The following is a 25,638-nucleotide window of genomic DNA, read 5'->3' on the forward strand; positions in this document are numbered from 1 at the left end:
CCTGCCCAGATGCGCTATCGGTGGGCCGGGGGTGGGGTGAAGTCGACATGGTTATGCCTTGGGTCCTTTGCCTAGGGTGGTCAGAAGATGGGCGATGAACGACTCGGAGTCGATCGACCGGATGATCTCCAGGTTGTCGGGCCTATCCCAACGTCCCAGCCAATCCGCGACGGTTTCGCCACGTGTGAGTGTACCGGTCAGCTCCACATCGGCGGCAGTCGTGGCGGTGCGCGACCAGGGGATGGGCGCGGGGGCCGAGGCCGCGGGGGCGGAGTGGGCCCAGGCGAGTGCCGCTGCCACCACGAAGGGATCGTGGATGTGGGCGAGATAACCGTGGCCGTCCCACTGGTGGAACTCGAAGTAGAACTTCAGTGCCTGCGCCAGCTGCTCGAGCCAGGCGTGCCAGCCGGCCCCGTGCTCGTAGCGCAGCACCATGTTCAGCCGCTGCGGAGTCATGACCACGGCCTCGGTCGCCTCGATCGGCGCGATGACCGGCAGCACGGGCGCCTTGGTGCCGAACTCGCGGATCACCCGGGCGGTGGATTCGGGATCGAAGGTGACGTTCCACTCGGTGGTCGGGTGGGTGTTGCCGCGGTAGTTGAAGGCCCCGCCCATGATGAACAGGCGGCGGACCAGACGGGGCAGTTCGGGCTCGATGTCCAGGGCCAGGGCCAGGTTGGTCGCGGGTCCGATCACCACACCGATCAGTTCCCCCGGATGGGCGCGTGCCGCATCGACCCAGGCCTGGGCCGCGGACACCGGGCTGGGGGCCGTATGTTCCGGCAGCTGCGCATAGCCGGCGCCGGTGGGGCCGTGGGTGTCATCGGCGTAGACGGGATCGCCTGTGCGCTCGCCGGACAGATGGGCCAGGGGCAGGTCCGAGCCCGGGTGGACGGGGGTGGAGGTGTCGCCGGCCAGGGCGAGCCAGCCCAGGGCGTTCGCGGTGACCTGGGCCGTGGGCACATTGCCGCCGCTGGCGGCGACCCCCACCAGGTCGACATCGGGCCGGCACAGAACGTAGCCCAGGGCGATGGCGTCGTCGATGCCGGGATCGCAGTCCAGGAACAGGGGAATCTTCGGTGCGTGCATAGCCTCTATTGTGCCTGGGGCCTCCCATATCCTCCCTGGGGCCTCACAAACTGCGCCGACCCGTCAAAGAAGTGCGAATCCCCGGAGGAAGTTCGAACTTTTTTGACGGGTCGGCGGGAGGGCGGGTTCTAGCAGCAGCGGGCCTGGGGCTCGCGGTCCTGGCGGTCCGTTTTGTCCCGCCAGTATTCGCGTTCGGTCATCGCCCCGTGGGAACAGCCGTGCCTGGCCACATAGGCGTCCAGGTAGTGCTTGTAGCCGTTCTCACCGGAGACCTCGCGGGCATACCACAGGACGAACCCCGCGGCCCGGCCCACCCGGGCCCACGCCCGGGCGAGCAGGGAGCGGAAGCTGGGCGTGGCCTCGGCGCTCATGCGCCGTGCCCGTCGTGGGTCTTGATGCCGTGGGCCACGTTGTACTCGTCCCACTGGGCCTGCAGTTCCTTCTCCGCTTTGGTGTCGATGAAGCCGGCGGCGGCGAAGGTCTTGGTGGGGGTGAAGGGCTCCTCACTGGTGGGCAGGGAGCCGGCGCGGATCGCCTGGTAGCTCTTGATCAGCGTGACGATCACGACCAGCACCACGATGACCGCGAACAGCACGGACAGTGAACCCTGGATGAAGGTGTTGCGGACAACGGCCTCCATCGCCTCGACGCCCTTGGTGGTGCCCAGTTCCGTCTTGCCGTCGGCCAGCGCGTTCTTGTACGTGAAGTGCTGCGACCAGTAGCCCACCGTGGGGCGGGAGTCGAAGATCTTCTGCCAGGACGCAGCCATGGTCACGGCCAGGTCCCAGACCAGCGCGATGCCGGGGATCCACACATATTTCGCCTTGCCCATCTTGCACACGATCGCGCAGACCACGGACAGGGCGATCGCGGCCAACAGCTGATTGGACAGACCGAACAACGGGAACAGCGTGTTGATGCCGCCCAGGGGATCGGTCACGCCCATCAGCAACACGCCGCCCCAGGCCGCGATGACGATCGCGGTGGTGATCAGACCACCGGGGATCCACGAGGGGTTCTTGAACGGCTTGATGAAGTTGCCCAGGAAGTCCGAGAGCATGAAGCGGCACACGCGGGTACCGGCGTCGATCGTGGTCAGGATGAACAGCGCCTCGAACATCACGGCGAAGTGGTACCAGAAGCTCATCATGGCCGGCCCGCCCATGACATTGTGCAGGATGTGCGCCATGCCCATCGCCAGGGTGGGCGCGCCGCCGGTCCGGCTGATGATGGTGTTCTCGCCGACGTCCTTGGCCGCCTGGTCCAGTTCCTGTGCGCTGGTCGACACATGGTCCAGGCCGAGGTTGTTGTTGACGAAGTCGGCGGCCGTCTGCGGGGTGCCCCCGGTCAGCGGTTCGGCGGCGTTCATCGCGAAGTAGATGCCCTTGTCCAGGCTGACCGCGGCCACCAGGGCCATGATCGCCACGAAGGACTCGGTGAGCATGCCGCCGTAGCCGATCAGGCGGATCTGCGATTCCTTCTCCACCATCTTCGGCGTGGTACCCGAACTGATCAGCGCGTGGAAGCCGGACAGGGCGCCACAGGCGATCGTGATGAACAGGAACGGGAACAGCGCACCGGCGAAGGCCGGGCCCTTGTCGTTGAACGCGAAGTCCGTGACGGCGGGCATCTGCACGACGGGGTTGACGATGATGATGCCGATGGCCAGCAGCACGATGGTGCCGACCTTCATGAACGTCGACAGGTAGTCGCGCGGGGCCAGCAGGACCCACACGGGCAGGATCGCGGCGAAGAAGCCGTAGATCATCACGCACCACACCAGGGTGGTCTTGTCCAGCAGGAAGAAGTCGTGCCAGAACGGGCTCGCGTTGACCCAGCTGCCGCCGGCGATCGCGGCCAGCAACAGCACGATGCCGATGATCGAGGTCTCCAGCACCTTGCCGGGGCGGATGTAGCGCATGTAGACGCCCATGAACAGGGCGATCGGGATGGTCATCGCGATGGAGAAGACGCCCCAGGGGGAGTCCGCCAGGGCGTTGACCATGACCAGACCCAGTACCGCGATCAGGATGATCATGATGAGCAGGATGCCGATCGAGGCGATGATGCCGCCCACATTGCCCAGCTCGTCACGGGCCATCTGGCCCAGCGAGCGGCCATTGCGGCGGGTCGAGAAGTACAGCACCATGTAGTCCTGCACGGCACCGGCGACGATGACGCCCAGGATGATCCACAGGGTGCCGGGCAGGTAGCCCATCTGTGCGGCCATCACGGGACCCACCAGGGGGCCCGCGCCGGCGATCGCGGCGAAGTGGTGGCCGAACAGCACGCGGCGGTCGGTCGGGGTGAAGTCGCGGCCGTTGTTGTTGACCTCGGCCGGCGTCGCGCGTTTGGGGTCGGGCCGGCAGATCTTCCACTCGATGTACTTGCCATAGAAGCGGTAGGCGATCAGATAGCTGCCGACCGCGGCGGCGATGAACCACGAGGCGCTCAGGTTCTCCCCGCGGACGAAGGCGATCATCACCCAGCCGACGGCGGCGATGAGCGCGATGACGACCCACAGGACGATGCGCCCCGGGGTCCATTTGGGTTTCTCGATGACGGCGACCGGTGGGTGGTCGTCGTCGGTCTTGACGTATTCGACGTTGACGGACATGGTCTGTGCTCCTTCGTACAGCGTCCGATGTTCTTGGTTGTGTCTGCGCCCGTTCAGGCTGCGGGTCGGTCCTTGTGGGATATGTGCCCGCGCGAAGGCGGCGACGGGGCGCTGGTGGGATGGTGCGGCCCGTCGTGTGCCGTTGATTCTAATCGTTCACACAGCTGAGTCACCAGCAACACGCAGGGGTGTGAGGCGAGTCATGGTCTGGCCTCGACTCTGGGCGTGTCCGTTCCAGGTGGCAGAATGGGACCATGACGGTAAGTGAAACCTCTCAGCTCCCCCGGTCCCTGTCGGGTATCCAGGCGACCTCCGACTCCCTCCATCTGGGCAACTACATCGGCGCCCTGCAGCAGTTCGTGTCCCTCCAGGAGGACCACGACGCTTTCTACTTCATCGCGAACATGCACGCGATCACCGTCGACCAGGACCCCGCCCAGCTGCGGGAGCGCACGCTGATCACCGCCGCGCAGTTCATCGCCGCCGGCCTGGACCCGGAACGCTCCACCCTGTTCGTCCAGTCGCAGGTGCCGCAGGTCGCGCAGCTGAGTTGGATCCTCGAATGCACCGCTTCGCTGGGGGAGGCCCAGCGAATGACTCAGTTCAAGGACAAGTCGGCCAAGGGCGAACGCGTGTCCCTGGGCCTGCTGACCTATCCGGCGCTGATGGCAGCTGACATCCTGCTGTACCAGGCCGACATCGTCCCGGTGGGCGAGGACCAGCGCCAGCATCTGGAGCTGACCCGCAACCTGGCCGAACGCTTCAACACGCGCTTCGGAACGACCTTCACGATCCCCGAACCCGGGATCCCCAAGGACACCGCGAAGATCTACGATCTGCAGGACCCGACCTCGAAGATGAGCAAATCGGCCAAGAGCCCCGCGGGCCTGATCAACATCCTGGACGAACCGAAGTCCGTGGCCAAGAAGATCAAGTCGGCGGTCACCGACGATGGCACCGTCATCGCCTTCGACCGTGATGCCAAGCCCGGTGTGTCGAACCTGTTGGGCATCTACTCGGCGCTCTCGGGTGAGTCGATCGACGACATCGTCGCCCAGTTCGATGGCAAGATGTACGGTCACCTCAAGGTCGCGCTCGCGGATCTGGCGGTGGAGAAGCTGACCCCGGTGCGGGAGCGGACCACGGAACTGCTGGCCGACCGCGGCGAACTCGCCCGGATCCTGGACGCCGGTGCGGCCAAGGCCGCGGCCATCGCGGACGTCACCCTGCGCGACGCCTTCACCAAGGTCGGGTTCCTCTAAGCCGGCCCGGCGCCGGCAATAGGGGAGGACCGTGGGGAGGAATGCGATGAGTGCGCACGAACAGGATGGCACGGAAGCCGTTGGGGGAAGCGGGTCCGCGCCCGAGTCCGGAAAACAGAACCGCAGCCTGCCCCGGCTGCCCAAGCTGCCCCGGACGGCGCGCCGCGGTACGGGCCCCAGCAATCTGGCACCCGAGGTCGCCCACACCGCCGCACGCGTCGAGGACGGCTTCCACTCCTGGGCCAGGGGCCGGGCCTACAAGTCGGGTTGGCAGCGCACCGTCATCGCCTATGACTCCTATGGCTCGGAATCCTCGATGCGAGTGTTGGCCCGTATGGTGCTGACCAAGGACGGGCAGCCGGCTGCTGACCGCGAGGCCTCGATCAGGGGGTGGCGGTCCTTCGTCAACGTGCCCCTGGCAGAGGAGACCGCCTGGGTCCGCGTGAACGGGGTCGAGCACATGGTGACCTCCGACCGCGGCGGGGTGATCGACGCGGTCATCCCCGGTGACTTCCGGCCCGGCCACATCGACTTCCAGATGTGGACCGAGGGTTCCAAGATCGACACGGCCACGGCCACGATCGTCGGGTCCGAGCAGCGCTTCGGGATCGTCTCCGATGTGGACGACACTGTGATGGTCACCCACTTGCCGCGGCCCATGCTGGCGGCCTGGAACAGCTTCATCCTGTCCGAACACGCCAGGTCTGCGGTTGCCGGAATGTCGGTGCTCTACGATCGGCTCATCTACATGCGGCCCAACTCTCCCATGTTCTACCTGTCCACGGGGGCCTGGAACGTCGCACCCACGCTCAAGCGCTTCCTGTCGCGCAACCTGTATCCCGCCGGCCCCCTGCTGCTGACGGACTGGGGCCCCACGAACACCCGGATGTTCCGGTCCGGGGTGGAACACAAGCGCAACTCCCTGGAGCGCCTGGCCCGGGAATTCCCCCATATGAAGTGGCTGCTGGTGGGCGACAACGGGCAGCACGACGAGGAGATCTACGCCGAGTTCGCGGAGAACCACCCGCAGAACGTCGCCGCCGTGGCGATTCGCGAGCTCACCCCGTCGGAGGCGGTCTGGGTGGGCGGTGTGTCCAAGTTCGAGGGCCGCGGCGCGGGCGTTCCCTGGGTCTACGCCCCGGATGGCGCGGGCCTGGCCTCGAAACTGACCGAACGCGGGATCATCTCCGGGATCTAGGGGATCTCAGAGGCGGCGGCCCGGGTCATGGGTGCGGTTCGGCGGTTGGTTCGGCGCGGTCTCAGCGATGGCGGGCGCGGGAGGCGCGGCGCATCCGCTTGCCCACGATGAAGCCGATGCCAAGCACCACGATGACCAACATCAATCCGCCGCCCCACAGGGCAGCGGAGTCCCCGAAGACGCGATTGTCGGCCGGGTTCTGGGCCGCGGCACCCGCAGGATTCTGGGCCGTGGGAATGGGGCCGACTTTGGCGACCGACTGGTCGATCGCCTCGAAGTCGATGGTGTCGACCGGTTTGGGCGCGGTCTGTTTGAACGCCCAGTCGAGCATGTCGATCGCCGGCTGTCGGGGCTGGTCGGTGGCTTTGAGGATCGCTGCGACGAAGGTCTTGCCACCCCGCTTGACCACTGCGACGAATGAGCCCCTGGCCTTGATCGTGTAGCCGTTCTTCAACCCCAGGCCGCCGGGCACCACGCCCGCGATCTTCGTGTGATTGGAAACCTCCATGAACGCGGGGGTCCCCGTAAAGGTCTTGCCTGCTTTCTTCGCCTTGGCCTGTTTCTTCGCCTGGGTCTTCTTCTGTTTGTCGGACAGCCCGGTGTCGAACCTGTAATTGGTGGTGCCCGCGACCTGCATCAGGTACTTGTTCTGTGTGAAGTGCTTGGCCAGCACCACCAGGTCGTGGCAGGTCATTGCCTGGCCCTTGGCGTCGAGCCCGTTGAAGGTCTTGGCAGTGGTCCCCGTCATCCCGATGGCACGCGCCTTCTTATTCAGCAGTGCCAGACCCTTGGCCTGCCCGCCGGCCGCCTGACCCAGGGCGTAGGCCGCGTCATTGGCGCTCATCATGAGCATGGCGTGGAACAGGGAGTCGATCGTATAGCTGTGCCCGGCCTCCAGGCCCACCCTGGTGCCGTCGACGTTCTCCTCGGCGCGGGTCGCCTTGTACTTCTTCTCGCGATCGGCTGCGGTGGGGAACTGGTCGATCAGCGCCAGGCCGGTCAACAGTTTGAGCACGGAGGCCGGCCAGAGCTTCTTCTCCGGGTCCTTCTCCGATAGAACCTGCCCGGAGTCCAGGGAGGCCACCATCCAGGACTCGGCCCACAGCCGCGGTGCCGCGCTGCCATCGGCGATCTTGGGGGTGACGTACATGCCCTGCTTATCCCGTTTGCCCTCCGGCTTCGCACTGGTCGTGGCCTGCGGGTCCGGCTTGGGCACTGCCTGCGCCGGAGCGGATCCGAGCGAGCCGAGGGCCGTCAGGAGCAGGGCCAGCAGCAGGCAGAGTGCCACTCGGGCCGACCGGAGACGGGTCGGTTCCAGGGTCCGACGCCGCGAGTGGTTCAGGGAATTGCGCAACACAGGCCGATTCTACGGGGCGGACGGATTATTGGGAGACACCGCCCGTCAGATGGTTGGGTCCGGCATTGTCGTCGGTGGTCCCCGGGGAGAGCGCCGGCGCCTTGGACGGCGTGGGGGTGGGCTTCGGTTTCGGCTTCGGTTTGGGCTTCTGCTCGAGCTTCTTGAAGTCGACCTTGCCGACGCTGGCGGACCTGTGGGTGAAGGCCCAGTCCAGCATGTCGATCGCCGGGCGGCGGGGCTGGTCCGATGAATGCAGGATGACGACGACATAGCTCTTGCCACCGCGCTTGGCCACGGCCACGAAGGTGCCCAGGGCCTTGGAGGTCCAACCGTTCTTCAGGCCCTGCCCACCCTTGATGAAGCCGGCGATCTTGGTGTGAGAGTAGATCTTCTGCGAGCCCGAGCGCTTGGATACGACCTGCTTGCCGCCCTTGGTCTTGTACTTGACCCCGCCCGGGAAGGTGTACGAGGTCTTCTTCACCACGCTCATCAGGTACTTATTCTGCGTGAAGTGCTTGGCCAGAACCATCATGTCCTTGGCGGTGACGTGCTGGCCGGGCGCGTCAAGACCGTTGGGGGTCTTCGCGACGGTGTTCTTCATGCCGATCTGCTTGGCCTTGGCGTTGACGATCGCCATGGCCTTCTTGGTGCCGCCCGCACCCTGGGCCAGGGCCTGGGAGGCGTCGTTGGCGCTCATGATGAGCATCGCGTGGAACAGCTGGTCGGCGGTGTAGGAGTAGCCCGCCTTGACGCCGATCTTCGTCGGTTCGACCCCTGCAGTGGCCTTACTGATCTTGATCCGGGTCTTCTTGTCCTTGTAGTAGTCCGCCAGGCCCAGCGCGGTCAGCAGTTTCAGCGTCGAAGCCGGACGCATCTGGTCGTTGCGATTGCGCGCGGCCAGGACGTTGCCCGTGTCCAGACTGCCGATGATGTACGAACTGGCATCGACCGATGGCACACCGCGGGGTTTGGCGGCCTCGGCGGGATCGGGGGCGTGGACGGCACCGGTGACCAGCACGATCGCGGTCGCCAGGCACGCGGCCAGCCAGGCCAGGCCGCGGCGGCGGGCGAACGTGTCACGGGCAGCGAGTCCGCCGGCGTCCGAGGCGGCGCTACCCGAGGTGCGGGTGCCGCGGGTGGCGGCAGGGGCCTCGGCGGCGGGGTCGGAGCGGACATGGCTGCGCTGTGTGTAAGGGGGAAGACTCACGTCCCCGAGTCTAGGACGGGGTGGCGTCCGGGCGTTCGAACCCGCCCCGGCGCGCCCCGAAACCCACAAACCACTCGGTGGTACCCGAGTGGCTCCACAAAGACAGATGTGGCCCGAAAACTCATGAGTTTTCGGGCCACACGTGCATTTGTGGAGCCACCCGCGCCTATGGGCACGGGTGGATCAGGCGATCAGAAGGCGCGGGCCAGCAGGGCCTGCTTGACCTCCGAGATGGCCTTGGTCACCTGGATGCCACGGGGGCAGGCCTCGGTGCAGTTGAAGGTGGTGCGGCAGCGCCACACTCCTTCCTTGTCGTTGAGCACCTCGAGGCGCAGGTCGGTGCCCTCGTCACGCGAATCGAAGATGAAACGGTGCGCGTTGACGATGGCGGCCGGACCGAAGTACTGGCCGTCGGTCCAGAACACGGGGCACGACGAGGTGCACGATGCGCACAGGATGCACTTCGTGGTGTCGTCGAAGATCGCCCGGTCCTCGGGCGACTGCAGCCGCTCACGCGTGGGCTCGTGGCCCGAGGTGATGAGGAAGGGCATGATCTCGCGGTAGGACTGGAAGAACGGTTCCATGTCCACGATCAGGTCCTTTTCCAGCGGCAGGCCCTTGATGGCCTCGACCGTGATGGTCTTGGACGTGTCCAGGTCCTTCAGCAGGGTCTTGCAGGCCAGGCGGTTGCGGCCGTTGATGCGCATGGCATCGGAGCCGCACACGCCGTGCGCGCAGGACCGGCGGAAGGTCAGCGAACCGTCCATGTCCCACTTGATCTTGTGCAGGGCGTCCAGCACGCGGTCCGTGCCGTACATTGTGACCTTGTACTCTTCCCAGTGCGGTTCCGAATCCTGTTCGGGATCGAACCGGGCGATCTTGAAGGTGCAGTCGAACGACGGGATCTCGCCGCCCTCACCGGAGACGTGGGAGGGCAGCTCGATCTTGGAAGCCGGCTCCGCGATCGCGGATTCAGGATTTGCAGTCATCAGTACTTACGCTCCTTCGGCTGGTACCGGGTGATGACGACGGGCTTGGTGCCCAGGCGCATGCCGGGTACCCCTTCGGCCACGGAATCCTCATCCCGGTAGGTCATGGTGTGGTTGAGGAAGTTGACGTCATCACGCTTGGGGAAGTCCTCGCGGGCGTGACCGCCACGCGATTCCTTGCGGTGCAGGGCTGCAACGATGACGACCTCGGCGATCTGCAGCAGGAAGCCCAGTTCGACGCCCTCGAGCATGTCCAGGTTGTAGCGCTTGCCGCGGTCCTGGATGCCGACGCTCTTGTAGCGTTCGCGCAGGGCCTCGATGTCGGCCAGCGCGGTGCGCAGAGATTCGTCGGTGCGGAACACCTGGACGTTGGTGTCCATGGTCTCCTGCAGTTCGCGGCGGATCTGGCCGACCGATTCGGTGCCGTTGGACGTCCGCATGGATTCGACCATGTCGATGACGAAGTCGGCGGCGCCTTCGGGCAGCTCCGGCATATCGGCGGTCTTGGAGTATTCCGCTGCGGCCACGCCGGCGCGCTTGCCGAACACGTTGATGTCCAGCAGCGAGTTCGTGCCCAGGCGGTTCGAGCCGTGCACGGACACGCAGGCGCATTCGCCGGCGGCGTAGAGGCCGGGGACGATGTCGGTGGCGTTCTGCAGGACCTCGGCGCCGATGTTGGTCGGGATGCCGCCCATACCGTAGTGAGCGGTGGGGAACACGGGGACGGGCTCCGTGTAGGGCTCCACGCCCAGGTAGGTGCGGGCGAACTCCGTGATGTCCGGCAGCTTCGCGTCGATGTGCGCGGGCTCCAGGTGGGTCAGGTCCAGCAGCACATAGTCCTTGTTGGGACCACAGCCGCGGCCCTCGCGGACCTCGTTGGCGATGGACCGGGCCACGATGTCACGCGGGGCGAGGTCCTTGATGGTGGGGGCGTAGCGCTCCATGAAGCGCTCACCGTCCGAGTTGCGCAGCACGGCGCCCTCACCGCGGGCGGCCTCGGACAGCAGAATGCCCAGGCCGGCCAGGCCCGTCGGATGGAACTGGAAGAATTCCATGTCCTCCAGGGGCAGGCCCTTGCGGTAGACCACGCCCACGCCGTCACCGGTCAGGGTGTGGGCGTTCGAGGTGGTCTTGAAGATCTTGCCGAAGCCGCCGGTGGCGAAGACCACGGACTTGGCACGGAAGATCTGGACTTCGCCGGTGGCCAGTTCATAGGACACGACGCCGGCGGGGCGCTTGACGCCGTCGACCTCGGTCATGATCAGGTCGAGCACGTAGTACTCGTTGTAGAACTCCACGCCGTGCTTGACGCAGTTTTGGTACAGCGTCTGCAGAATCATGTGACCGGTGCGGTCCGCGGCGTAGCAGGCGCGGCGCACGGGCGACTTGCCGTGTTCGCGGGTGTGGCCGCCGAAGCGGCGCTGATCGATCTTGCCCTCAGGGGTGCGGTTGAAGGGCAGGCCCATCTTCTCCAGGTCGAGAACCGCGTCGATGGCCTCTTTGGCCATGACCTCGGCGGCGTCCTGGTCGACCAGGTAGTCACCGCCCTTGATGGTGTCGTAGGTGTGCCATTCCCAGTTGTCCTCTTCGACGTTGGCCAGCGCGGCGCACATGCCGCCCTGGGCCGCGCCGGTGTGCGAACGCGTGGGGTAGAGCTTCGTCAGAACCGCCGTGCGCGCCCGCTGCCCCGATTCGATGGCCGCACGCATGCCGGCGCCACCTGCACCGACGATCACGACGTCGTAGTCATGTACCTGCATAGGTGATTATTCTCCTTGCGAAACTTTGGTCCGGGCCTCAGGCCTTGCAGAAGCTGGCGACGAGGCTGGGATCGGCACCGGCGGGGCACGGATCGAACGTGAAGATCACGAGCGTGCCCAGGATGAGGATGATCGCCGCGGCGACCACCAGGATGATCTGCAGTGCATTCCGGGTGCCGGTGTGTTCCGCATAGTCGTTGATGATGGTGCGCACACCGTTGGCGCCGTGGAGCATGGCCAGCCACAGCATGGCCAGATCCCAGATCTGCCAGAACGGATTGGCCCACTTGCCGCCGACGAAGCCGAAGTCGATGGCGTGAACGCCCTCGCCCATCCAGAGGTTGACGAAGAGGTGGCCGAAGATCAGGACGATCAGCAGCACGCCGGAGACGCGCATGAACAGCCATGCGAACATCTCGAACTTGCTGCGGGTTGCCTTGTGGCGGTTGTACTCGGTCCGCGGTGCCGGAATTGTCGTCGTCACGTGGATCAGCCTCCGAACGTGTGGATGAGCTGGCGGGGAACGAAGCCGATCATGATGATCAGCCAAACGACCATCATGATCCAGAAGAGCTTCTTCTGGTTCTTGGGGCCGCCCTTCCAGAAGTCGACGATGATGACGCGCAGGCCGTTGAACGCGTGGTATGCGATGGCTGCGACAAGAACGATTTCGCCCAGACCCATCAACGGGGTCTTATAGGTGCCGATAACGGCGTTGTATGCCTCAGGCGAGACGCGAACGAGTGCAGTGTCGAGCACGTGGACCAGCAGGAAGAAGAAGATGCCGACGCCCGTGACGCGATGTGCGACCCAGGACCACATCCCCTCATGTCCTCGGTACAGGGTGCCCGTCGACGCTTTAGCCACGGGATCCTCCAGGAGAGTCAGAAAGGTTGGTTACTCCGTGAAGGTACGCCCTGGGTTTAGCGCATTCCAGTTAGCGGAGCCAAAGGAGATCTGCGTCGCCTGCCAACTGCGAAAACGCTGGGTGTTTGCTTGGTTTCTTAAGACGGATCGTCTCAAAACCATAAATAGCGCACGAACCAGTTCTCTAAATGCGCTCGGACGCCGCCCGTGTACCCGTCGGCGTGTGTTGCGAGGGCTGTGATCCGGGGCGTGCTCGGGCTGTGCCGTAATTCTACAACGCGTCGAATTCAGCTGTCCAAATCACCCTGCAGAGGTATCGGGCCGGGGCCCGGCGGACCGGGGCGCGCGGCATTCCGGGATCTTACGTATTCACGTGTGTAAGGATGGACTTATGATCGCCAATCTTCATGCCATCATCCCGGCCGGCGGGTCGGGCACGCGCCTGTGGCCGCTCTCGCGCCAGTCCTCGCCGAAGTTCCTCCACGATCTGCTGGGGACCGGCCGCAGCCTGCTGCAGGCGACCTGGGACCGGGTGGAGCCGCTGGTCGATCCCGCGCACACCTGGGTCGTCACCGGGGATGCGCATGTGGCCGCGGTGCGCGAGCAGCTGCCCGGCCTGCGCGCGGACCGGGTCGTCAGCGAGCCCTCGCCCCGGGACTCGGCGGCCGCGATCGGCCTGGCGGCGATGCTCATCCACGACCTCGACCCCGACGCGGTGGTCGGATCCTTCTCCGCCGACCACTCGATCACCAACGCCTGCGAATTCCAGCACGTGATCGAACAGGCCGTCGCGGCGGCCGCCACCGGGGACATCGTGACGATCGGGATCACGCCCACCTTCCCCTCGACGGCCTACGGCTACATTCAGACGGGCCCCGTGCTGGACCTGCCCGGCGCCCCGACCGCACGGCGGGCCAAGGCCTTCGTGGAGAAGCCCAACGCCTCCGTGGCCCGCAAGTACACCTATTCCGGGCGGTACCGCTGGAACGCCGGAATGTTCATCGCCCGCGCCGATGCGCTGCTGCACCTGTTCGCCGAACACGCGCCGGACCTGCACATGGCCCTGCGTCGAATCGCCGATGCCTGGGACACCCCGGAGCGCACGGCGGTACTGGCCGAGGTCTGGCCCGGGCTGGAGAAGAAGTCGATCGACTACGTGGTGGCCGAGCCGGCCGCCGCGGCCGGCCGCGTGATCGTGGTGCCGGGTGACTTCGGATGGGACGACGTCGGTGATTTCGACTCGGTGGCCAAGCTGCGCCAGCCGATCGCCGGCGAGCAGACGAAGGTCGAACTCATCTCCTCTCAGACCGGCGCGCAGGTCGTCGAGGTCGAGTCCTCGGGCATCGTGATGACCGACCAGCCCAAGGTGGTGGCCGTGGTCGGCCTCGAGGGCGTGGTCGTCGTGGACACCGGCGATGCCCTGCTGGTCGCCTCGCGCACGCACGCGCAGAGTGTTAAACGCGTCGTCGAGACGCTGCGCGAAACCGGCCGCCCGGACGTGCTGTAGCCGCCGTGGCGCTCCGACCCGCCGCCCGGCGGGTCGGTAACTCGCGGGCGCGAGCGCCCCGGGCCGAGGTTGCGCCCGGTGACAGCACCGGGGCACCCGGGCGCGGCCTCGGCGTAGGATCGGAATATCCAGCGCACCCCGTGCGCCCCGCCGCCCCCGATAGCCCCACAGGACCGAACGCATTGATTGAAGAAGAGCTGGCGCCCCTGCTCGACGAGCTGGTGGAGTTCCGCCGCAACGTCCACGCCCATCCGGAACTGTCCTTTCAGGAATTCGCCACGACGGACGCGATCGTCGCCCGGCTCGAGGCCGCCGGGCTGTCCCCGCGTCGGCTCGAGCCCACCGGCGCCGTGGTCGAGGTGGGAACCGGCGAACTCAAGGTGGCACTGCGCGCCGATATCGACGCGCTGCCGCTGGACGATCTGACCGGGACGCCCTTCGCCTCGACCACCCCCGGCGTGACCCACGCCTGCGGCCACGACGTCCATCTGACCAGTCTGCTGGGCACTGCCCTGGTGCTGGATCGCATCGAGCGGAGCCGGCCCGGCGGCCTGGGCGGGCGGGTGCGCCTGATCTTCCAGCCGGCCGAGGAGGTCACTCCCTCGGGTGCGATGCGGGTGATCGAACAGGGCGTTCTGGACGATGTGCCCTGCTGCTATGCCCTGCACTGCGACCCCAATGTCGACGTGGGCAAGGTCGGCTCGCGGATCGGCCCGATCACGGCCGCCGGTGACACCGTCAACATCCGGTTGAATGGCCGCGGGGGCCACACCTCGCGCCCGCATCTGACCGAGGACCTGGTCTACGCACTGGGCAAACTGGTCACCGACCTGCCCTCGACCCTGTCGCGGCTGATCGACCCGCGCCATGCGATCTCCCTGGTGTGGGGCCATATCGAAGCCGGCCACGCGCCGAACGCGATCCCGGACGAGGGCACCCTCAACGGCACCCTGCGGGCCCTGGACGTGGACGGCTGGAACCAGGTCGCCGAGGTCCTGCCCGAGCTGGTCGAACGGATCGCCGGGCCCTACGGCGTCACCGTCCACCTGGAGCACCGCCGCGGTTCGCCCCCCACCGTCAACACCGAGGACGAGGTGACCGTGGCCGAGGCCGCGATCCGCGCCGAACTGGGCTCGTCCAGCGTGCAGTTGACCCCGCAGTCCATGGGCGGGGAGGACTTCGCGTGGTACCTCACGCACTGCCCCGGCGCGCTGATCCGCCTGGGCACGCGCACCCCCGGCGGGCACACCTTCGACATCCACCAGGGCGACTACCTGGTCGACGAGGCGGCCCTTCCCGTGGCCGTCCGGGTCTATACGGCGATCGCCCTGGCCCACCTGGGCAGCTGAGCGGGCCGAGGCGGCTAGAGTTGGGGATGTGGATACCGAGCTATTTCCCGCGCCGTCCGGCGTAGACGCGCACGACCCGATCCTGGCCCTGCCCAAGGTGTCGTTGCACGACCACCTGGATGGGGCCCTGCGACCGCAGACCATCATCGAACTGGCCGCGGCGGTGGACCACGAACTGCCCACCGCGGATGCGCCCGCACTGGGCCAGTGGTTCCGCAAGACGGCCGACTCCGGCGACTTGGTGAAGTACCTGCAGACCTTCGAGCACACGGTGGCGGTCATGCAGACGGCCGATGCGCTGACCCGGGTGGCCCGCGAATACGTCATCGACGCCGCCGCGGACGGCTGCTGCTATGCCGAGGTCCGGTGGGCACCCGAACAGCACCTGCGCGCGGGCCTGGACCTGGACGCCGCGGTGGCCGCCGTGGAACGGGGCCTGGACGAGGGAGAGGCGATCGTGGCCGAGGCCGGCCGCGTGCTCAACACCGTCCAGGTCCTCACCGCGCTGCGCCAGAACGACAATTCCCTGGCGATCGCGGAACTGGCCGTGCGCCATCGCGACACCGGGGTGGCCGGGTTCGACATAGCCGGGCCCGAGGACGGCTTCCCGCCGGCGGACCACCGGCGCGCCTTCGACTACCTCCACTCCGAGTGCATGCCGGTGACGATCCACGCCGGTGAGGCCGCGGGCCTCGACAGCCTGCACTCGGCCATCACCGCCTGCCACGCCCAGCGGATCGGCCACGGGGTGCGCATCGTCGAGGACATGGACGTCGTCGACGGCCAGGGCTCCCTGGGCCGGCTGGCCGCCTGGGTGCTCGACCAGCAGATTCCGTTGGAGGTCTGCCCGCGGTCCAATGTGCAGACCGGTGCCGCTCGGTCCATCTCGTCGCACCCGGTCACGGGCCTGAAGGACCTGGGGTATGCGGTGACGATCAATCCGGACAACCGCCTGATGTCGGCCACCTCGGTCTCCCGCGAGATGCGCGGGCTGGTCGATCACGCCGGCTGGGACCTCGACGACCTCGAATGGGCCACCGCCAACGCGCTTTCGGCCGCCTTCGCCCCGCTGGACGAAAGGGAGCGGCTGCTCGAGGACGTCGTCATCCCCGGGTTCGAACGGGTGGAGCTGTGAGTTCCGATCCCGCCGGCCCGCAGGAGCCGTCCGACCCGCAGGATCCGGCCAGTCTGCCGGACCCCGATGAGCCCGGGCTGAGTCGTGCGGAGCGGATCCGCCGGCTCGAACTGCGGAAGAAGGCGACGGCGGCCACTCGGACGCCGGCCCAGGTGCACGCCGGCAAGCAGGCGAAGCGGGCCGCGGACGCCCGGGTGCGCCGCCGGCTGCCCGGCACCGCCAGGCTGGCCCTGACCGGACTGCTGCTCGAGGCCGCCGAGATGATCGTGTTCGCCATCGCGCTGATCGTCCTGGAGTTGGCCACTGGAGCGCAGAACCTGGCGAGCACGCTGGCCCTGGCCATGATATTCATCATCCTGGGCGCCGGTATCGCCGCGATGGCCAGGGCCTTCTCCCGCTGTGCCCGCTGGGCCCGTCCGGCCTCGACCGCCTGGCAGGTGCTACTGGTGCTCACCGGGTTCTCCGGAGTGCTGGGCAATCTTGCAGCGGGCCTGATCGTCATCGTGCCGGCGGCACTGGTGCTCGTCGGCACCTTCCTGCCGGCCACGCTGCGCTATTACGAGGCGGAACTGGCCCGCCAGGACGAAGCGGCACAGCGGGGCTAGCGGGGCCGGGCGTCGCCCGCAGCTGTGCCGCCCCTAGCCGTATCGCCTGCAGCTGTGCCGGGCGCGGCTAGTCCTCGCCCTGTTCGCCGCCCTCGTCGTCGGGCAGATAGGGTTCGCAGGCCTCGGTCAGATAGTCGCCCGCGGCATCGCCATTGGAATCCCGCAGGCTCTCGGCGGTCAGCTGGATACCCCACCAGACCTCGGGGGAGGCGGCCCACTGCAGGCGCAGTTCCTCGCGCTTGGAGGGATTGTCCGCCAGAGTGTCCGCCGCCTGCTGGATCCGGTCGATCGCATCGTCGCTGCTGCAGCGTTCGGCTGCGGCCGGCCCCGAAGGGTTGAGCCCCTTGATCTCATCGGTGCTCTTGGTCTTGAGTGAGTAGGCCGATTCCGCGGTCTTGGACACGTCGAAGGTGCCCTGCAACAGGTAGAACTGCGCGGCCTTTTGCTTGTGCACGGCGGCGGCGTCGACGGTGACGCTGACGCTGTCTGGGGTATCGGAGGTGAGTGTCACGGAACCCTTGGCCGCCGGGGGATTGCCGACGTGGACATAGACCTTGAAATAGGCCGGATTCCCGGATTCGGCGGCCTTGGCCAGGGCCTGCCACAGTGGATCGGACTTCTGCGCCCCGCCCGGGGTGGTGTCGACCAGGGCCACCTCCGGGGTGCCGGAGGGCTTGGCGACGGTCTGCGCCGGTTCGGGGCTGACCGAGATCGTGTCGTCGACGACGGGGGTCGGCTGACCCTTGGGGCGTTCGCCCGCGGCGGTCTGGCAGCCGGCCAGGGCCCAGATGGACAGGCCCAGGGTGCAGGCGGCCAGCACCCGGGTGAGGCGGCCGGTCTGTGCCGACGAGGTGGAGCGCAACATGAGAAACCTTCAACCTAGGGGAAGTGCGGAGCTGGGTCGGGGCCAAGTCTATCCGCCCGCCGACCGCGAGGTCCCGGCCCGGTTACGGGGCCCGCGGGGCGTGTGCCCGCGGAGGTGGTGGATCCCAGCGGAGTCAGTCCTCGGCCGGGCGTTCGAAGCCCAGGGCCAGGGTCTTCAGCAGGCTTGCCAGCTTGGCCTGCTGGGCGGGCGTGAGGTCGTCGAGCAGCGCGGTCTCCTGGACCAGTAGATCGGCCAGGGCGTGTTCGGCGCGTTCCAGTCCGGCCGGCGTCAGGCGCACCAGGACCCCGCGTCGATCATGGGGGGAGCGGCGGCGTTCGACCAGGCCCAGGGAGACCAGCCGGTCGATCCGGTTGGTCATGGTCCCCGACGTCACCATCATCTCGCCGATCAGAGCCGACGGCGACAGCTCATAGGGGGAACCGGAACGACGCAGGGCGGACAGCACGTCGAAGCCCCACAGCTCCAGACCGTAGGCGGCGAAGGTCGACTTGCGCGCCAGGTCCAGCTGGCGGGCCAGGCGGGACACCCGGGAGAGCACCTCCATGGGTGTGACGTCCAATCCCGGTGCCTCGCGGCGCCAGGATCCGACAATGCGATCGACCTCGTCCTGCGTGGATTCCATGGGGAAATAGTATCTTGTGATCAAGATACTTGCCAACAAAGAATCTTGATGAAATCCCTTTGCTGATCGAATGTTCGTATATGAAGCTTCAGGGAGACTCCGACTATTCTACGGGATGTAGTGGTCCGGCTCACGGGCCGGACTCCTGGCCCGCGCGCCCAAGGGCTTAGAGTATTACCCGGTAGGTGATACCCACCGACGTCTAAACGTAAGGAAGACACGTGGATCTTTTTGAGTATCAGGCCCGCGACCTCTTCGAAAAGCACGGCGTGCCCGTGCTACGCGGAAAGGTCGCCACCACCCCCGCCGAAGCGAAGTCGGCAGCCGAAGAACTGGGTGGCGGCGTTGTCGTCGTCAAGGCCCAGGTCAAGATCGGCGGCCGTGGCAAGGCCGGCGGCGTGAAGGTCGCAAAGTCCCCGGAGGAGGCCGAGGCGCGCGCCACGGACATCCTGGGCATGGACATCAAGGGCCACACGACCCACAAGGTCATGATCGCCGAAGGTGCCGACATCGCCGAGGAATACTACTTCTCGGTCCTGCTCGACCGTGCGAACCGCACGTACCTGGCCATGTGCTCCAAAGAGGGCGGCATGGAGATCGAGCAGCTGGCGGTAGAGCGCCCGGAGGCCCTGGCCCGCGTGGCGGTCGACCCGATCGACGGCATCGACGAGGCCAAGGCCCGGGAAATCGCAGAGACGGCCGGCTTCGACGCGGACACCGTCGCCAAGCTGATCCCTGTGCTGCAGAGCCTGTGGATCGTCTTCGTGGGCGAAGACGCCACCCTGGTCGAGGTCAACCCGCTGGTCAAGACCGGCGCCGGTGACATCGTTGCGCTCGACGGCAAGGTGTCGCTGGACGACAACGCAGCGTTCCGCCACCCCGACCACGAGGAATTGCGCGACATCTCCGCGGAGAACCCGCTGGAGCTCAAGGCCAAGAAGCTGGACCTCAACTACGTCAAGCTCGACGGCCAGGTCGGCATCATCGGCAACGGCGCGGGCCTGGTCATGTCCACCTTGGACGTCGTCGCCTCCGCGGGCGAGAAGCACGGCGGCGTGAAGCCGGCGAACTTCCTGGACATCGGCGGCGGCGCCAATGCCGAGGTCATGGCCAACGGGCTGGACGTCATCCTGGGCGACGAGCAGGTGCGTAGCGTGTTCGTCAACGTCTTCGGCGGCATCACCGCCTGTGACGAGGTCGCCAAGGGCATCGTCAAGGCCCTGGAGATCCTGGGCGACGCGGCCACCAAGCCGCTGGTCGTGCGCCTGGACGGCAATGCGGTCGATGAGGGCCGCAAGATCCTGGCCGACGCCAACAACCCCCTGGTCACCCTGGTCGACACGATGGACGGCGGCGCCGACAAGGCCGCCGAACTGGCCGCCAAGTAAGACCTGAGAAGAGGAAGAAAACATGTCGATTTTCCTTAACGAGGATTCCACAATCATCGTCCAGGGCATCACCGGCGGCGAGGGCTCCAAGCACACCGCGCGGATGCTGGCCGCCGGTGCCAAGGTCGTAGGCGGCGTCAACGCCCGCAAGGCCGGCACGACCGTCAGCCACAAGGACGCAACGGGCGCCGACGTCGAACTCCCGGTGTTCGCCTCCGTGGCCGAGGCCATGGCGGCCACGGGTGCCGACGTGTCGGTTGCCTTCGTGCCGCCGGCGTTCTCCAAGGACGCCGCCTTCGAGGCCATCGACGCGGGCATCGGCCTGCTGGTCATCATCACCGAGGGCATCCCGGTGCAGGACTCCGCGCAGATCTGGTCGTACGCCCAGAAGGCCGGCAACAAGACCCGCATCATCGGCCCGAACTGCCCCGGCATCATCTCGCCGGAGGCATCCCTGGCCGGCATCATCCCGGCGACCATCACCAAGAAGGGCAAGCTGGGCCTGGTCTCCAAGTCCGGCACGCTGACCTACCAGATGATGTACGAGCTCAAGGACCTGGGCTTCACCACCGCGATCGGCATCGGCGGGGACCCGGTCATCGGCACCACGCACATCGATGCGCTGCAGGCCTTCCAGGACGATCCTGAGACCGAGGCCATCGTGATGATCGGCGAAATCGGCGGCGACGCCGAGGAACGCGCCGCTGCGTACATCAAGGAGAACGTCACGAAGCCGGTCGTCGGCTACGTTGCGGGCTTCACCGCTCCGGAGGGCAAGACCATGGGCCACGCCGGCGCCATCGTCTCCGGCTCCTCGGGCACCGCCGCAGCGAAGAAGGAGGCCCTCGAGGCCGCGGGCGTCAAGGTCGGCAAGACCCCGTCCGAAACCGCGCAGCTGATGCTGCAGCTGCTGGACGCCTGAGTCCCGGCAGCCCGGCGCGCCCCGGAAGGTGCGGAACCCCTACGGGTCCCGTACCTTCCGGGGCGTTCTGTTTTATCGCAAAAGGCTTGGCAATATGCCGTAGCGGCTCCTTGCCTTGGTTTCCCCAGGTAGGGGGCCTGATTACCATGGTCGTATGCCGCAGTCTCTTCTTCCCGAACCGAAAATCCTCGGAGCCAGTAGCTTCGCCATGGGCAGGGCGTACCCGGAATGGCCGGCGGGATACCCCAAGGCGCGACTGACCCAGGAATACCTGGCCGGCCGGACCAGCGGACAGCTGGATCTGTCCGGCCGCCCCGGCTCCCGGCAGGCCGAATGGCAATCGCACCCCTTCCTGGTCATCGACGACGATGAGGACGGTGCGCTGATCCGTGTGGCCCAGGTATTGGGCAAGACCGATGTGTCGGTATTCCAGGACGAAGTCTCCGACTTCCCCCTGGTCGACGCCCATCGGATCGAAAGCGTGGAGGACCTGAAGTCCTTCGTGGCAGCCGCTGGCCCCACCCGCTACCGGGTGTTGATGACCGCACCCAAGGCCCTGCTGGCGCTGCGCGAATACCTGCAGCTGGTGGTTCCGGTGGCCCTCGAACTCATGTTGGTGGGCCGCGAGAAGCACATGAGCCGGACCCTGAACACCGAACTCGGGAAGTTCTTCGACACCGTTGACGTGGTCCCGGGCGTGGCGAAGTCGCGCATGCTGGTGGGCTCCGATCCCAAGCCCGCCGACAGACTGCCGGCGCCCACCGAGTTCCCGCAGTCGTCGGTGCGCCGCAGCCCGACCGAGGAACTGGGCGATTTCACGGTCCTGGCGCACGGCGCCACCTTCGGCGGGACCTCGGTCGATGCCGGTTCGGCTCTGCTGGTGCAGGCCCTGGCAGATCACCGCGCGGACCTGGCCGAACGCGGCAAGGACCGGATGCTGGATCTGGGCTGTGGCAATGGCTGGCTGCTGGCCTCGGCCACCCGGCTGCTGGACCCCAGGGAACCCGTGGGCGTGGATATCTCCGAATTCGCGGTGGAATCGACCAGGGCGACGCTGGCCGCCAACGGGGTTGCCGCGCGGGTCGTGCAGAGTGACGCGGGCGCGGATCTGGCCGACGGGTCCTTCGACCTGGTGCTGCTCAACCCGCCGTTCCACGACGGGGCCAAGCTCACCGTCGACCCGGCCCGGCGGATGATCGAATCCGCCCACCGCCTGCTCAAGCCCGGTGGCACCCTGGTCTGCGTGTTCAACTCGGTGCTGCGCCACCGCGCTGTGATCACGCGGGTATTCGGCCAGGCCGATCAGTGGGCCCGCGACCGGCGTTTCACGGTGGTCACCGCCCGCCGCTGAGCCGATCTGCGCTGTTCTGGAGAGTTCCACTACAACCTGAATTGTCGATTTTGGCCGAAAATGCCGATATATCGACATTTCGGGTCGTAGTGGAACTTTTTAAAGGGAGACCAGGCCGGTGGCCGGGTCGATGAACGGATTGTGTGCGGGATCGACGCGTTCGCCCTCCGGCACGGGTCCCGGAGCCGAGGCCCCCGGTGCGAAGGGCGAACCGCCCAGGGCCTGCCGGCCATGGGGCTCGCCCCAATTGGACAGATCGGGTCCGGCCGGCACGATCCCAGTGGGATTGATGTCCGTGTGGACGATGTAATAGTGCCGTTTGATCTGCACGAAGTCGATCGTGTCGCCGAAGCCCGGGGTCTGGAACAGATCGCGGGCGTAGGCCCACAGATTGTCGAATTCGCTGAGCTTCTGCCGATTGCACTTGAAGTGTCCGTGGTACACCGGGTCGAAGCGAACCAGGGTGGTGAAGAGGCGGACATCGGCCTCCGTGATGTGATGGCCCAGCAGATAGCGGCGTTCGCCCAGGAGCTCCTCCAGCCAGTCCAGGGCCGCGAACAGGCGCTGATAGGCGGACTCGTAGGCTGCCTGGGAGCCGGAGAACCCGCAGCGGTAGACCCCGTTGTTGACATCGCGGAACACCCTGTCGTTGATCTCGAGCATTTCCGCAGCGGATTCCTCCGGCAGCAGATCGGGGGCGCCGGTGCGGTGGAACTCGCGCCATTGGGTGGAGAAGTCCACGGTGATCTGCGGGAAGTCGTTGGTCACGACCTTGCCGCTTGACACCTCGACCAGGGCGGGCACGGTGATGCCGCGCGGATAGCCCTGCTGCCTGGCCTCGTAGGCGTCCTTGAGGCGGGGGATTCGCAGCACGGGGTCCAGACCGCCCGGGTCCAGATCGAAGGTCCAGGAATCCGCGTCGTGGGTGGGCCCCGGCATGCCCAGGGAGATGGCGTCCTCCAAGCCCAGTAGGCGGCGCACGATGATGGTGCGGTTGGCCCAGGGGCAGGCGCGGGCGGCCACGAGGCGGTAGCGGCCGGCCGCGACGGGCCAGAGGTGGCTGGACTCCGGGTCCGCGAAGGCTGCGGCGGGGTCGGCCTGTAGGTCCGCGGCGGTGTCGGCCGTGACGATCCGGTCGGTGATGTAGGACATATCGCGTTTGTATTCGGGTTCGACGTATGCGCCGTTTGCCATGGTTCCTCCTCGGACTTCGGACTGTCGCAAATATAGTTCAAGCCTAAATTAAAGCCGCGGTGGGTGCTCCGGGATAGGCTCGCAGTATGTCAGATGATTCGAATCACATGCCTGATAGCTCACAGAATACGTCGCCGGTGCCCGGAGCGCTCGCGAACCTGACCCGGATGCTCGATGCGGACCGGCTGGGCGGGCTCATCGCCGGCCCCGACGGCCGCCTCTATGCGACCGTCACCGGGCTCGACGCCGCCGGTTCCGCCTATGCCACCCGGCTGGTCGAGATCGACCCCGAGGCCGTGGCCGGCACCATCGAGCACCCCGCCCCGGCTCCCGCAGCCCCGTCCGGTAGGGGTGATGCCGCCGCGACGACCGGCGTGCGCGCGCTGGTCCGGCCCCCGGCCTCGGTCGGAGCCGTCGCAGCGGGCGCGGACGGACTGGTTTACTTCACCGCCAAGCGCCAGGGCGCCGATGGCACGACGCCGGACGATCCGGCCTTGTTCGTCCTGCCCGCCAGGGGCGAGGCCCGGCTCGTGGCAGTGCACCCCGGCGGGTTCACCGCACTGCAGGTGCGCGGGGACTCCGTGATCGCCGAGGTTCCGCTGCACACCGGGGCGTCCACCGAGGAGCAGCACGTGGCGCTGAGTGCCGAGCGCAAGGACGCGAAGGTCTCGGCGATCATGCACGAGGGCTTCCCGACCCGTTACTGGAACGCCGATCTGGGGCCCGCGCGCCAGGTCCTGGCCGTCATCGACCCCGCTGCGCCCGAGGTGTCGCGGCTGAGCTATCCGCAGATGCCGCACGGGCGGATGCTGAACTGGAAGGCCGCCCCAGACGGAACCCGCGCGCTCGTGACGGTGGAGCGCACGATCGGCAGCGCGGCCACCGGCGGTACCGACTTGCAGTCCTCCGAGGTCCACCTGGTCGATCTGACCGGTGCCGCACGGCCGCGGCTACTGCTGGCCGGGGACTCGACCCATGCGGTGCAGGCCGGGGAGATCTCACTCGCTGGCACCCGCGCCGTGCTCACGCTGGAATCGCGCTGGACGCCGGACCAGAGCCTGGGCGCGCAGGTGCTGCTCGCGGACCTGGAAACGGCAGCTGTGGCCCCGCTGTGGCCGGCACACGATTTCTGGTTCGATCCGGTGTGGCTCGACGAGCACACGCTGGTCGCCACAAGTGACGATCACGGGCGCGGCAGCGTGTGGATCGGCGGGGTGGACGAGGAAGCGCCGCGCCGGTTGGCAGGAGGGCCAGAGGGGCGGCACTCGTTTTCCGGGCTGGAGGTTCTGCCGGCGACCGCGGCAGGCGACGGGGCGTCCCTGGTGGCAGCGGCCTCGGCCGTGGACGAGGCGCCGCTGCCCGTGCGCATCGACCCGGCGACGGGTGCCGTGACCCGGCTGCCGAACCCCGCCACCGCCCTGCGCCTGCCCGGTGCCCTGGACGAGGTCCGGGCGACGGCGGCCGACGGGACCACGATCAGGGCCTGGCTGGCATTGCCGGAGGGCGCCGGCCCGCACCCGCTGCTGGTCTTCGTCCACGGTGGACCGTGGGGTTCGTGGAACGCCTGGTCCTTCCGCTGGAATCCGGGCCCCTTCCTGGCCGCCGGATACGCGGTGCTGCTGCCGGACCCCGCGATCTCCACCGGGTACGGCCAGGACTTCATCGACCGTGGCCAGCAGGAGATCGGCGGGAGCCCGTTCACCGACATCATGGCCCTGGCACAGGCGGCCTGGGACCGCCCGGATGTCGACTCGGTCGCCACAGCTCTGCTGGGCGGTTCCTACGGCGGCTATATGGCCAACTGGGTGGCAGGGCAGACGGGGGACAGGTTCAAGTGCATCGTCACCCACGCCGCGCAGTGGAGCGCCAAGCACAAGTCGCGGACCTCGGACAATTCGAGTTGGGACCGGGGGATGGGTGAGCAGTACGAGACGTACTCGGCCGACCGGTACTGCGAGCGGATCGAGGTGCCGATGCTCATCACGCACGGCAACCGGGACTACCGGGTGCCGATCGCCCAGGGTCAGGAACTGTGGTTCGATCTGCTGACGAAATCGCGGACGCCGCTGGACGCGACCGGGAAGACACAGCACCGCTTCCTGTTCTTCCCCGATGAGGCGCACTGGATCATGGGCCGCGGCAATGCGCAGGTCTGGTACGAGACGGTGCTGGGTTTCGTCGACCAGCACGTGCTGGGGTACGCCTGGGACAGGCCCGCGACCCTGGGGTGAGCAATGGCGGGCTGAGCGGCTGAGCGCTGCCTGGTTGAGTGCTGGCGGCCGGCCGATGGACTGGTCCGTCGTGGTTCCGGTTCGGGATCGTTGCCTCAAAGC

General features: G+C 67.1%; 22 protein-coding genes. 10 read left to right on the forward strand and 12 right to left on the reverse strand.

The genetic code is table 11. The annotated features are described in order from the left end of the window. Nucleotides 1-51: 51 nt before the first annotated feature. The 3 genes from NQ034_RS09890 to NQ034_RS09900 all read right to left on the reverse strand — a co-directional run bounded on the left by NQ034_RS09890 (nt 52) and on the right by NQ034_RS09900 (nt 3,706). Entirely contained in the window at nt 52-1,089 is a 1,038-nt protein-coding gene (locus NQ034_RS09890; RefSeq protein WP_257048608.1) for a nucleoside hydrolase, read from the reverse strand. Between the two features lie 128 nt (nt 1,090-1,217). Beyond that, nucleotides 1,218-1,460: a CstA-like transporter-associated (seleno)protein gene (locus NQ034_RS09895; RefSeq protein ID WP_257048609.1), complete on the reverse strand. Its 243-nt coding sequence runs from the start codon at nt 1,458-1,460 to the stop codon at nt 1,218-1,220. Beyond that, nucleotides 1,457-3,706, reverse strand: coding sequence for a carbon starvation CstA family protein (locus tag NQ034_RS09900; RefSeq protein WP_257048610.1), 2,250 nt, complete (start codon nt 3,704-3,706; stop codon nt 1,457-1,459). The genes NQ034_RS09895 and NQ034_RS09900 overlap by 4 nt, the downstream gene beginning before the upstream one ends. Before the next feature lie 254 nt (nt 3,707-3,960). Between NQ034_RS09900 and trpS the strand changes: the two genes are divergently transcribed. Then, nucleotides 3,961-4,968: a tryptophan--tRNA ligase gene (trpS, locus tag NQ034_RS09905; protein ID WP_257048611.1), complete on the forward strand. Its 1,008-nt coding sequence runs from the start codon at nt 3,961-3,963 to the stop codon at nt 4,966-4,968. 46 nt (nt 4,969-5,014) lie between these two features. Next, nucleotides 5,015-6,166: an App1 family protein phosphatidate phosphatase gene (locus NQ034_RS09910; protein WP_257048612.1), complete on the forward strand. Its 1,152-nt coding sequence runs from the start codon at nt 5,015-5,017 to the stop codon at nt 6,164-6,166. Nucleotides 6,167-6,227: 61 nt separating this feature from the next. On the opposite strand, the gene NQ034_RS09915 is transcribed toward NQ034_RS09910, so the two are convergent. From NQ034_RS09915 to sdhC, 6 genes are all read right to left on the reverse strand, one after another. Next, on the reverse strand, nt 6,228-7,523 hold the full coding sequence (locus NQ034_RS09915) for a D-alanyl-D-alanine carboxypeptidase family protein (protein WP_257048613.1): 1,296 nt from the start codon (nt 7,521-7,523) through the stop codon (nt 6,228-6,230). Between the two features lie 25 nt (nt 7,524-7,548). Further along, nucleotides 7,549-8,730: a D-alanyl-D-alanine carboxypeptidase family protein gene (locus NQ034_RS09920; RefSeq protein ID WP_257048614.1), complete on the reverse strand. Its 1,182-nt coding sequence runs from the start codon at nt 8,728-8,730 to the stop codon at nt 7,549-7,551. Nucleotides 8,731-8,921: 191 nt separating this feature from the next. Continuing rightward, nucleotides 8,922-9,719 carry a succinate dehydrogenase iron-sulfur subunit gene (locus NQ034_RS09925; RefSeq protein ID WP_257048615.1) on the reverse strand — a complete coding sequence of 266 codons (798 nt, stop codon included), beginning with the start codon at nt 9,717-9,719 and terminating at the stop codon, nt 8,922-8,924. Continuing rightward, on the reverse strand, nt 9,719-11,479 hold the full coding sequence (sdhA, locus tag NQ034_RS09930; RefSeq protein ID WP_257048617.1) for a succinate dehydrogenase flavoprotein subunit: 1,761 nt from the start codon (nt 11,477-11,479) through the stop codon (nt 9,719-9,721). The genes NQ034_RS09925 and sdhA overlap by 1 nt, the downstream gene beginning before the upstream one ends. 37 nt (nt 11,480-11,516) lie before the next feature. Continuing rightward, entirely contained in the window at nt 11,517-11,969 is a 453-nt protein-coding gene (locus tag NQ034_RS09935; RefSeq protein WP_257048633.1) for a succinate dehydrogenase hydrophobic membrane anchor subunit, read from the reverse strand. Then, nucleotides 11,969-12,346 carry a succinate dehydrogenase, cytochrome b556 subunit gene (sdhC, locus tag NQ034_RS09940; protein WP_257048618.1) on the reverse strand — a complete coding sequence of 126 codons (378 nt, stop codon included), beginning with the start codon at nt 12,344-12,346 and terminating at the stop codon, nt 11,969-11,971. The genes NQ034_RS09935 and sdhC overlap by 1 nt, the downstream gene beginning before the upstream one ends. A gap of 391 nt (nt 12,347-12,737) precedes the next feature. Between sdhC and NQ034_RS09945 the strand changes: the two genes are divergently transcribed. From NQ034_RS09945 to NQ034_RS09960, 4 genes are all read left to right on the forward strand, one after another. After that, nucleotides 12,738-13,853 (forward strand): mannose-1-phosphate guanylyltransferase, encoded by a 1,116-nt coding sequence (locus NQ034_RS09945; RefSeq protein ID WP_257048619.1) that lies wholly within the window; start codon nt 12,738-12,740, stop codon nt 13,851-13,853. Between the two features lie 182 nt (nt 13,854-14,035). Next, a complete protein-coding gene (locus NQ034_RS09950) occupies nt 14,036-15,202 on the forward strand; it encodes an amidohydrolase (RefSeq protein ID WP_257048620.1) in 1,167 nt (388 codons plus the stop codon). Nucleotides 15,203-15,230: 28 nt separating this feature from the next. Continuing rightward, a complete protein-coding gene (locus NQ034_RS09955; protein ID WP_257048621.1) occupies nt 15,231-16,337 on the forward strand; it encodes an adenosine deaminase in 1,107 nt (368 codons plus the stop codon). Continuing rightward, complete coding sequence (locus NQ034_RS09960) at nt 16,334-16,942, forward strand: hypothetical protein (protein ID WP_257048622.1); 609 nt, start codon at nt 16,334-16,336, stop codon at nt 16,940-16,942. Before NQ034_RS09955 ends, NQ034_RS09960 begins: the two co-directional genes overlap by 4 nt. Nucleotides 16,943-17,009: 67 nt before the next feature. Here NQ034_RS09960 and NQ034_RS09965 read toward each other — a convergent pair whose 3' ends face one another. Together NQ034_RS09965 and NQ034_RS09970 are read right to left on the reverse strand one after the other, a co-directional pair. After that, on the reverse strand, nt 17,010-17,807 hold the full coding sequence (locus tag NQ034_RS09965) for a hypothetical protein (RefSeq protein ID WP_257048623.1): 798 nt from the start codon (nt 17,805-17,807) through the stop codon (nt 17,010-17,012). Between the two features lie 133 nt (nt 17,808-17,940). Continuing rightward, complete coding sequence (locus NQ034_RS09970) at nt 17,941-18,450, reverse strand: MarR family winged helix-turn-helix transcriptional regulator (protein ID WP_257048624.1); 510 nt, start codon at nt 18,448-18,450, stop codon at nt 17,941-17,943. 221 nt (nt 18,451-18,671) lie between these two features. On the opposite strand from NQ034_RS09970, the gene sucC reads away from it, so the two are divergent. From sucC to NQ034_RS09985, 3 genes are all read left to right on the forward strand, one after another. After that, nucleotides 18,672-19,838, forward strand: a complete 1,167-nt coding sequence (gene sucC / locus NQ034_RS09975) for an ADP-forming succinate--CoA ligase subunit beta (protein WP_257048625.1) — start codon at nt 18,672-18,674, stop codon at nt 19,836-19,838. Between the two features lie 22 nt (nt 19,839-19,860). Then, nucleotides 19,861-20,760 carry a succinate--CoA ligase subunit alpha gene (sucD, locus tag NQ034_RS09980; RefSeq protein WP_257048626.1) on the forward strand — a complete coding sequence of 300 codons (900 nt, stop codon included), beginning with the start codon at nt 19,861-19,863 and terminating at the stop codon, nt 20,758-20,760. A 154-nt stretch (nt 20,761-20,914) separates the two neighbouring features. Further along, on the forward strand, nt 20,915-22,111 hold the full coding sequence (locus tag NQ034_RS09985) for a class I SAM-dependent methyltransferase (protein ID WP_257048627.1): 1,197 nt from the start codon (nt 20,915-20,917) through the stop codon (nt 22,109-22,111). A 99-nt stretch (nt 22,112-22,210) separates the two neighbouring features. Here NQ034_RS09985 and NQ034_RS09990 read toward each other — a convergent pair whose 3' ends face one another. Further along, nucleotides 22,211-23,305, reverse strand: coding sequence for a glutathione S-transferase family protein (locus NQ034_RS09990; RefSeq protein ID WP_257048628.1), 1,095 nt, complete (start codon nt 23,303-23,305; stop codon nt 22,211-22,213). Between the two features lie 137 nt (nt 23,306-23,442). Between NQ034_RS09990 and NQ034_RS09995 the strand changes: the two genes are divergently transcribed. Further along, entirely contained in the window at nt 23,443-25,536 is a 2,094-nt protein-coding gene (locus tag NQ034_RS09995) for an alpha/beta hydrolase family protein (protein ID WP_257048629.1), read from the forward strand. The last annotated feature ends 102 nt before the right edge of the window (nt 25,537-25,638 follow it).

The sequence above is a fragment of the Brevibacterium moorei genome, assembly GCF_024580735.1.
Lineage (GTDB): Bacteria > Actinomycetota > Actinomycetes > Actinomycetales > Brevibacteriaceae > Brevibacterium > Brevibacterium moorei.

Excerpts from the sequence above, each read along its gene's own strand:
- NQ034_RS09945 (WP_257048619.1), top strand. The coding sequence starts at position 12,738 with ATGATCGCCAATCTTCATGCCATCATCCCGGCCGGCGGGTCGGGCACG.
- NQ034_RS09910 (WP_257048612.1), top strand. The coding sequence starts at position 5,015 with ATGAGTGCGCACGAACAGGATGGCACGGAAGCCGTTGGGGGAAGCGGG.
- NQ034_RS09970 (WP_257048624.1), bottom strand. The coding sequence starts at position 18,450 with ATGGAATCCACGCAGGACGAGGTCGATCGCATTGTCGGATCCTGGCGC.
- sdhA (WP_257048617.1), bottom strand. The coding sequence starts at position 11,479 with ATGCAGGTACATGACTACGACGTCGTGATCGTCGGTGCAGGTGGCGCC.
- NQ034_RS09925 (WP_257048615.1), bottom strand. The coding sequence starts at position 9,719 with ATGACTGCAAATCCTGAATCCGCGATCGCGGAGCCGGCTTCCAAGATC.
- NQ034_RS09895 (WP_257048609.1), bottom strand. The coding sequence starts at position 1,460 with ATGAGCGCCGAGGCCACGCCCAGCTTCCGCTCCCTGCTCGCCCGGGCG.
- NQ034_RS09965 (WP_257048623.1), bottom strand. The coding sequence starts at position 17,807 with ATGTTGCGCTCCACCTCGTCGGCACAGACCGGCCGCCTCACCCGGGTG.
- trpS (WP_257048611.1), top strand. The coding sequence starts at position 3,961 with ATGACGGTAAGTGAAACCTCTCAGCTCCCCCGGTCCCTGTCGGGTATC.
- NQ034_RS09900 (WP_257048610.1), bottom strand. The coding sequence starts at position 3,706 with ATGTCCGTCAACGTCGAATACGTCAAGACCGACGACGACCACCCACCG.
- sucD (WP_257048626.1), top strand. The coding sequence starts at position 19,861 with ATGTCGATTTTCCTTAACGAGGATTCCACAATCATCGTCCAGGGCATC.
- NQ034_RS09985 (WP_257048627.1), top strand. The coding sequence starts at position 20,915 with ATGCCGCAGTCTCTTCTTCCCGAACCGAAAATCCTCGGAGCCAGTAGC.
- NQ034_RS09890 (WP_257048608.1), bottom strand. The coding sequence starts at position 1,089 with ATGCACGCACCGAAGATTCCCCTGTTCCTGGACTGCGATCCCGGCATC.
- NQ034_RS09990 (WP_257048628.1), bottom strand. The coding sequence starts at position 23,305 with ATGGCAAACGGCGCATACGTCGAACCCGAATACAAACGCGATATGTCC.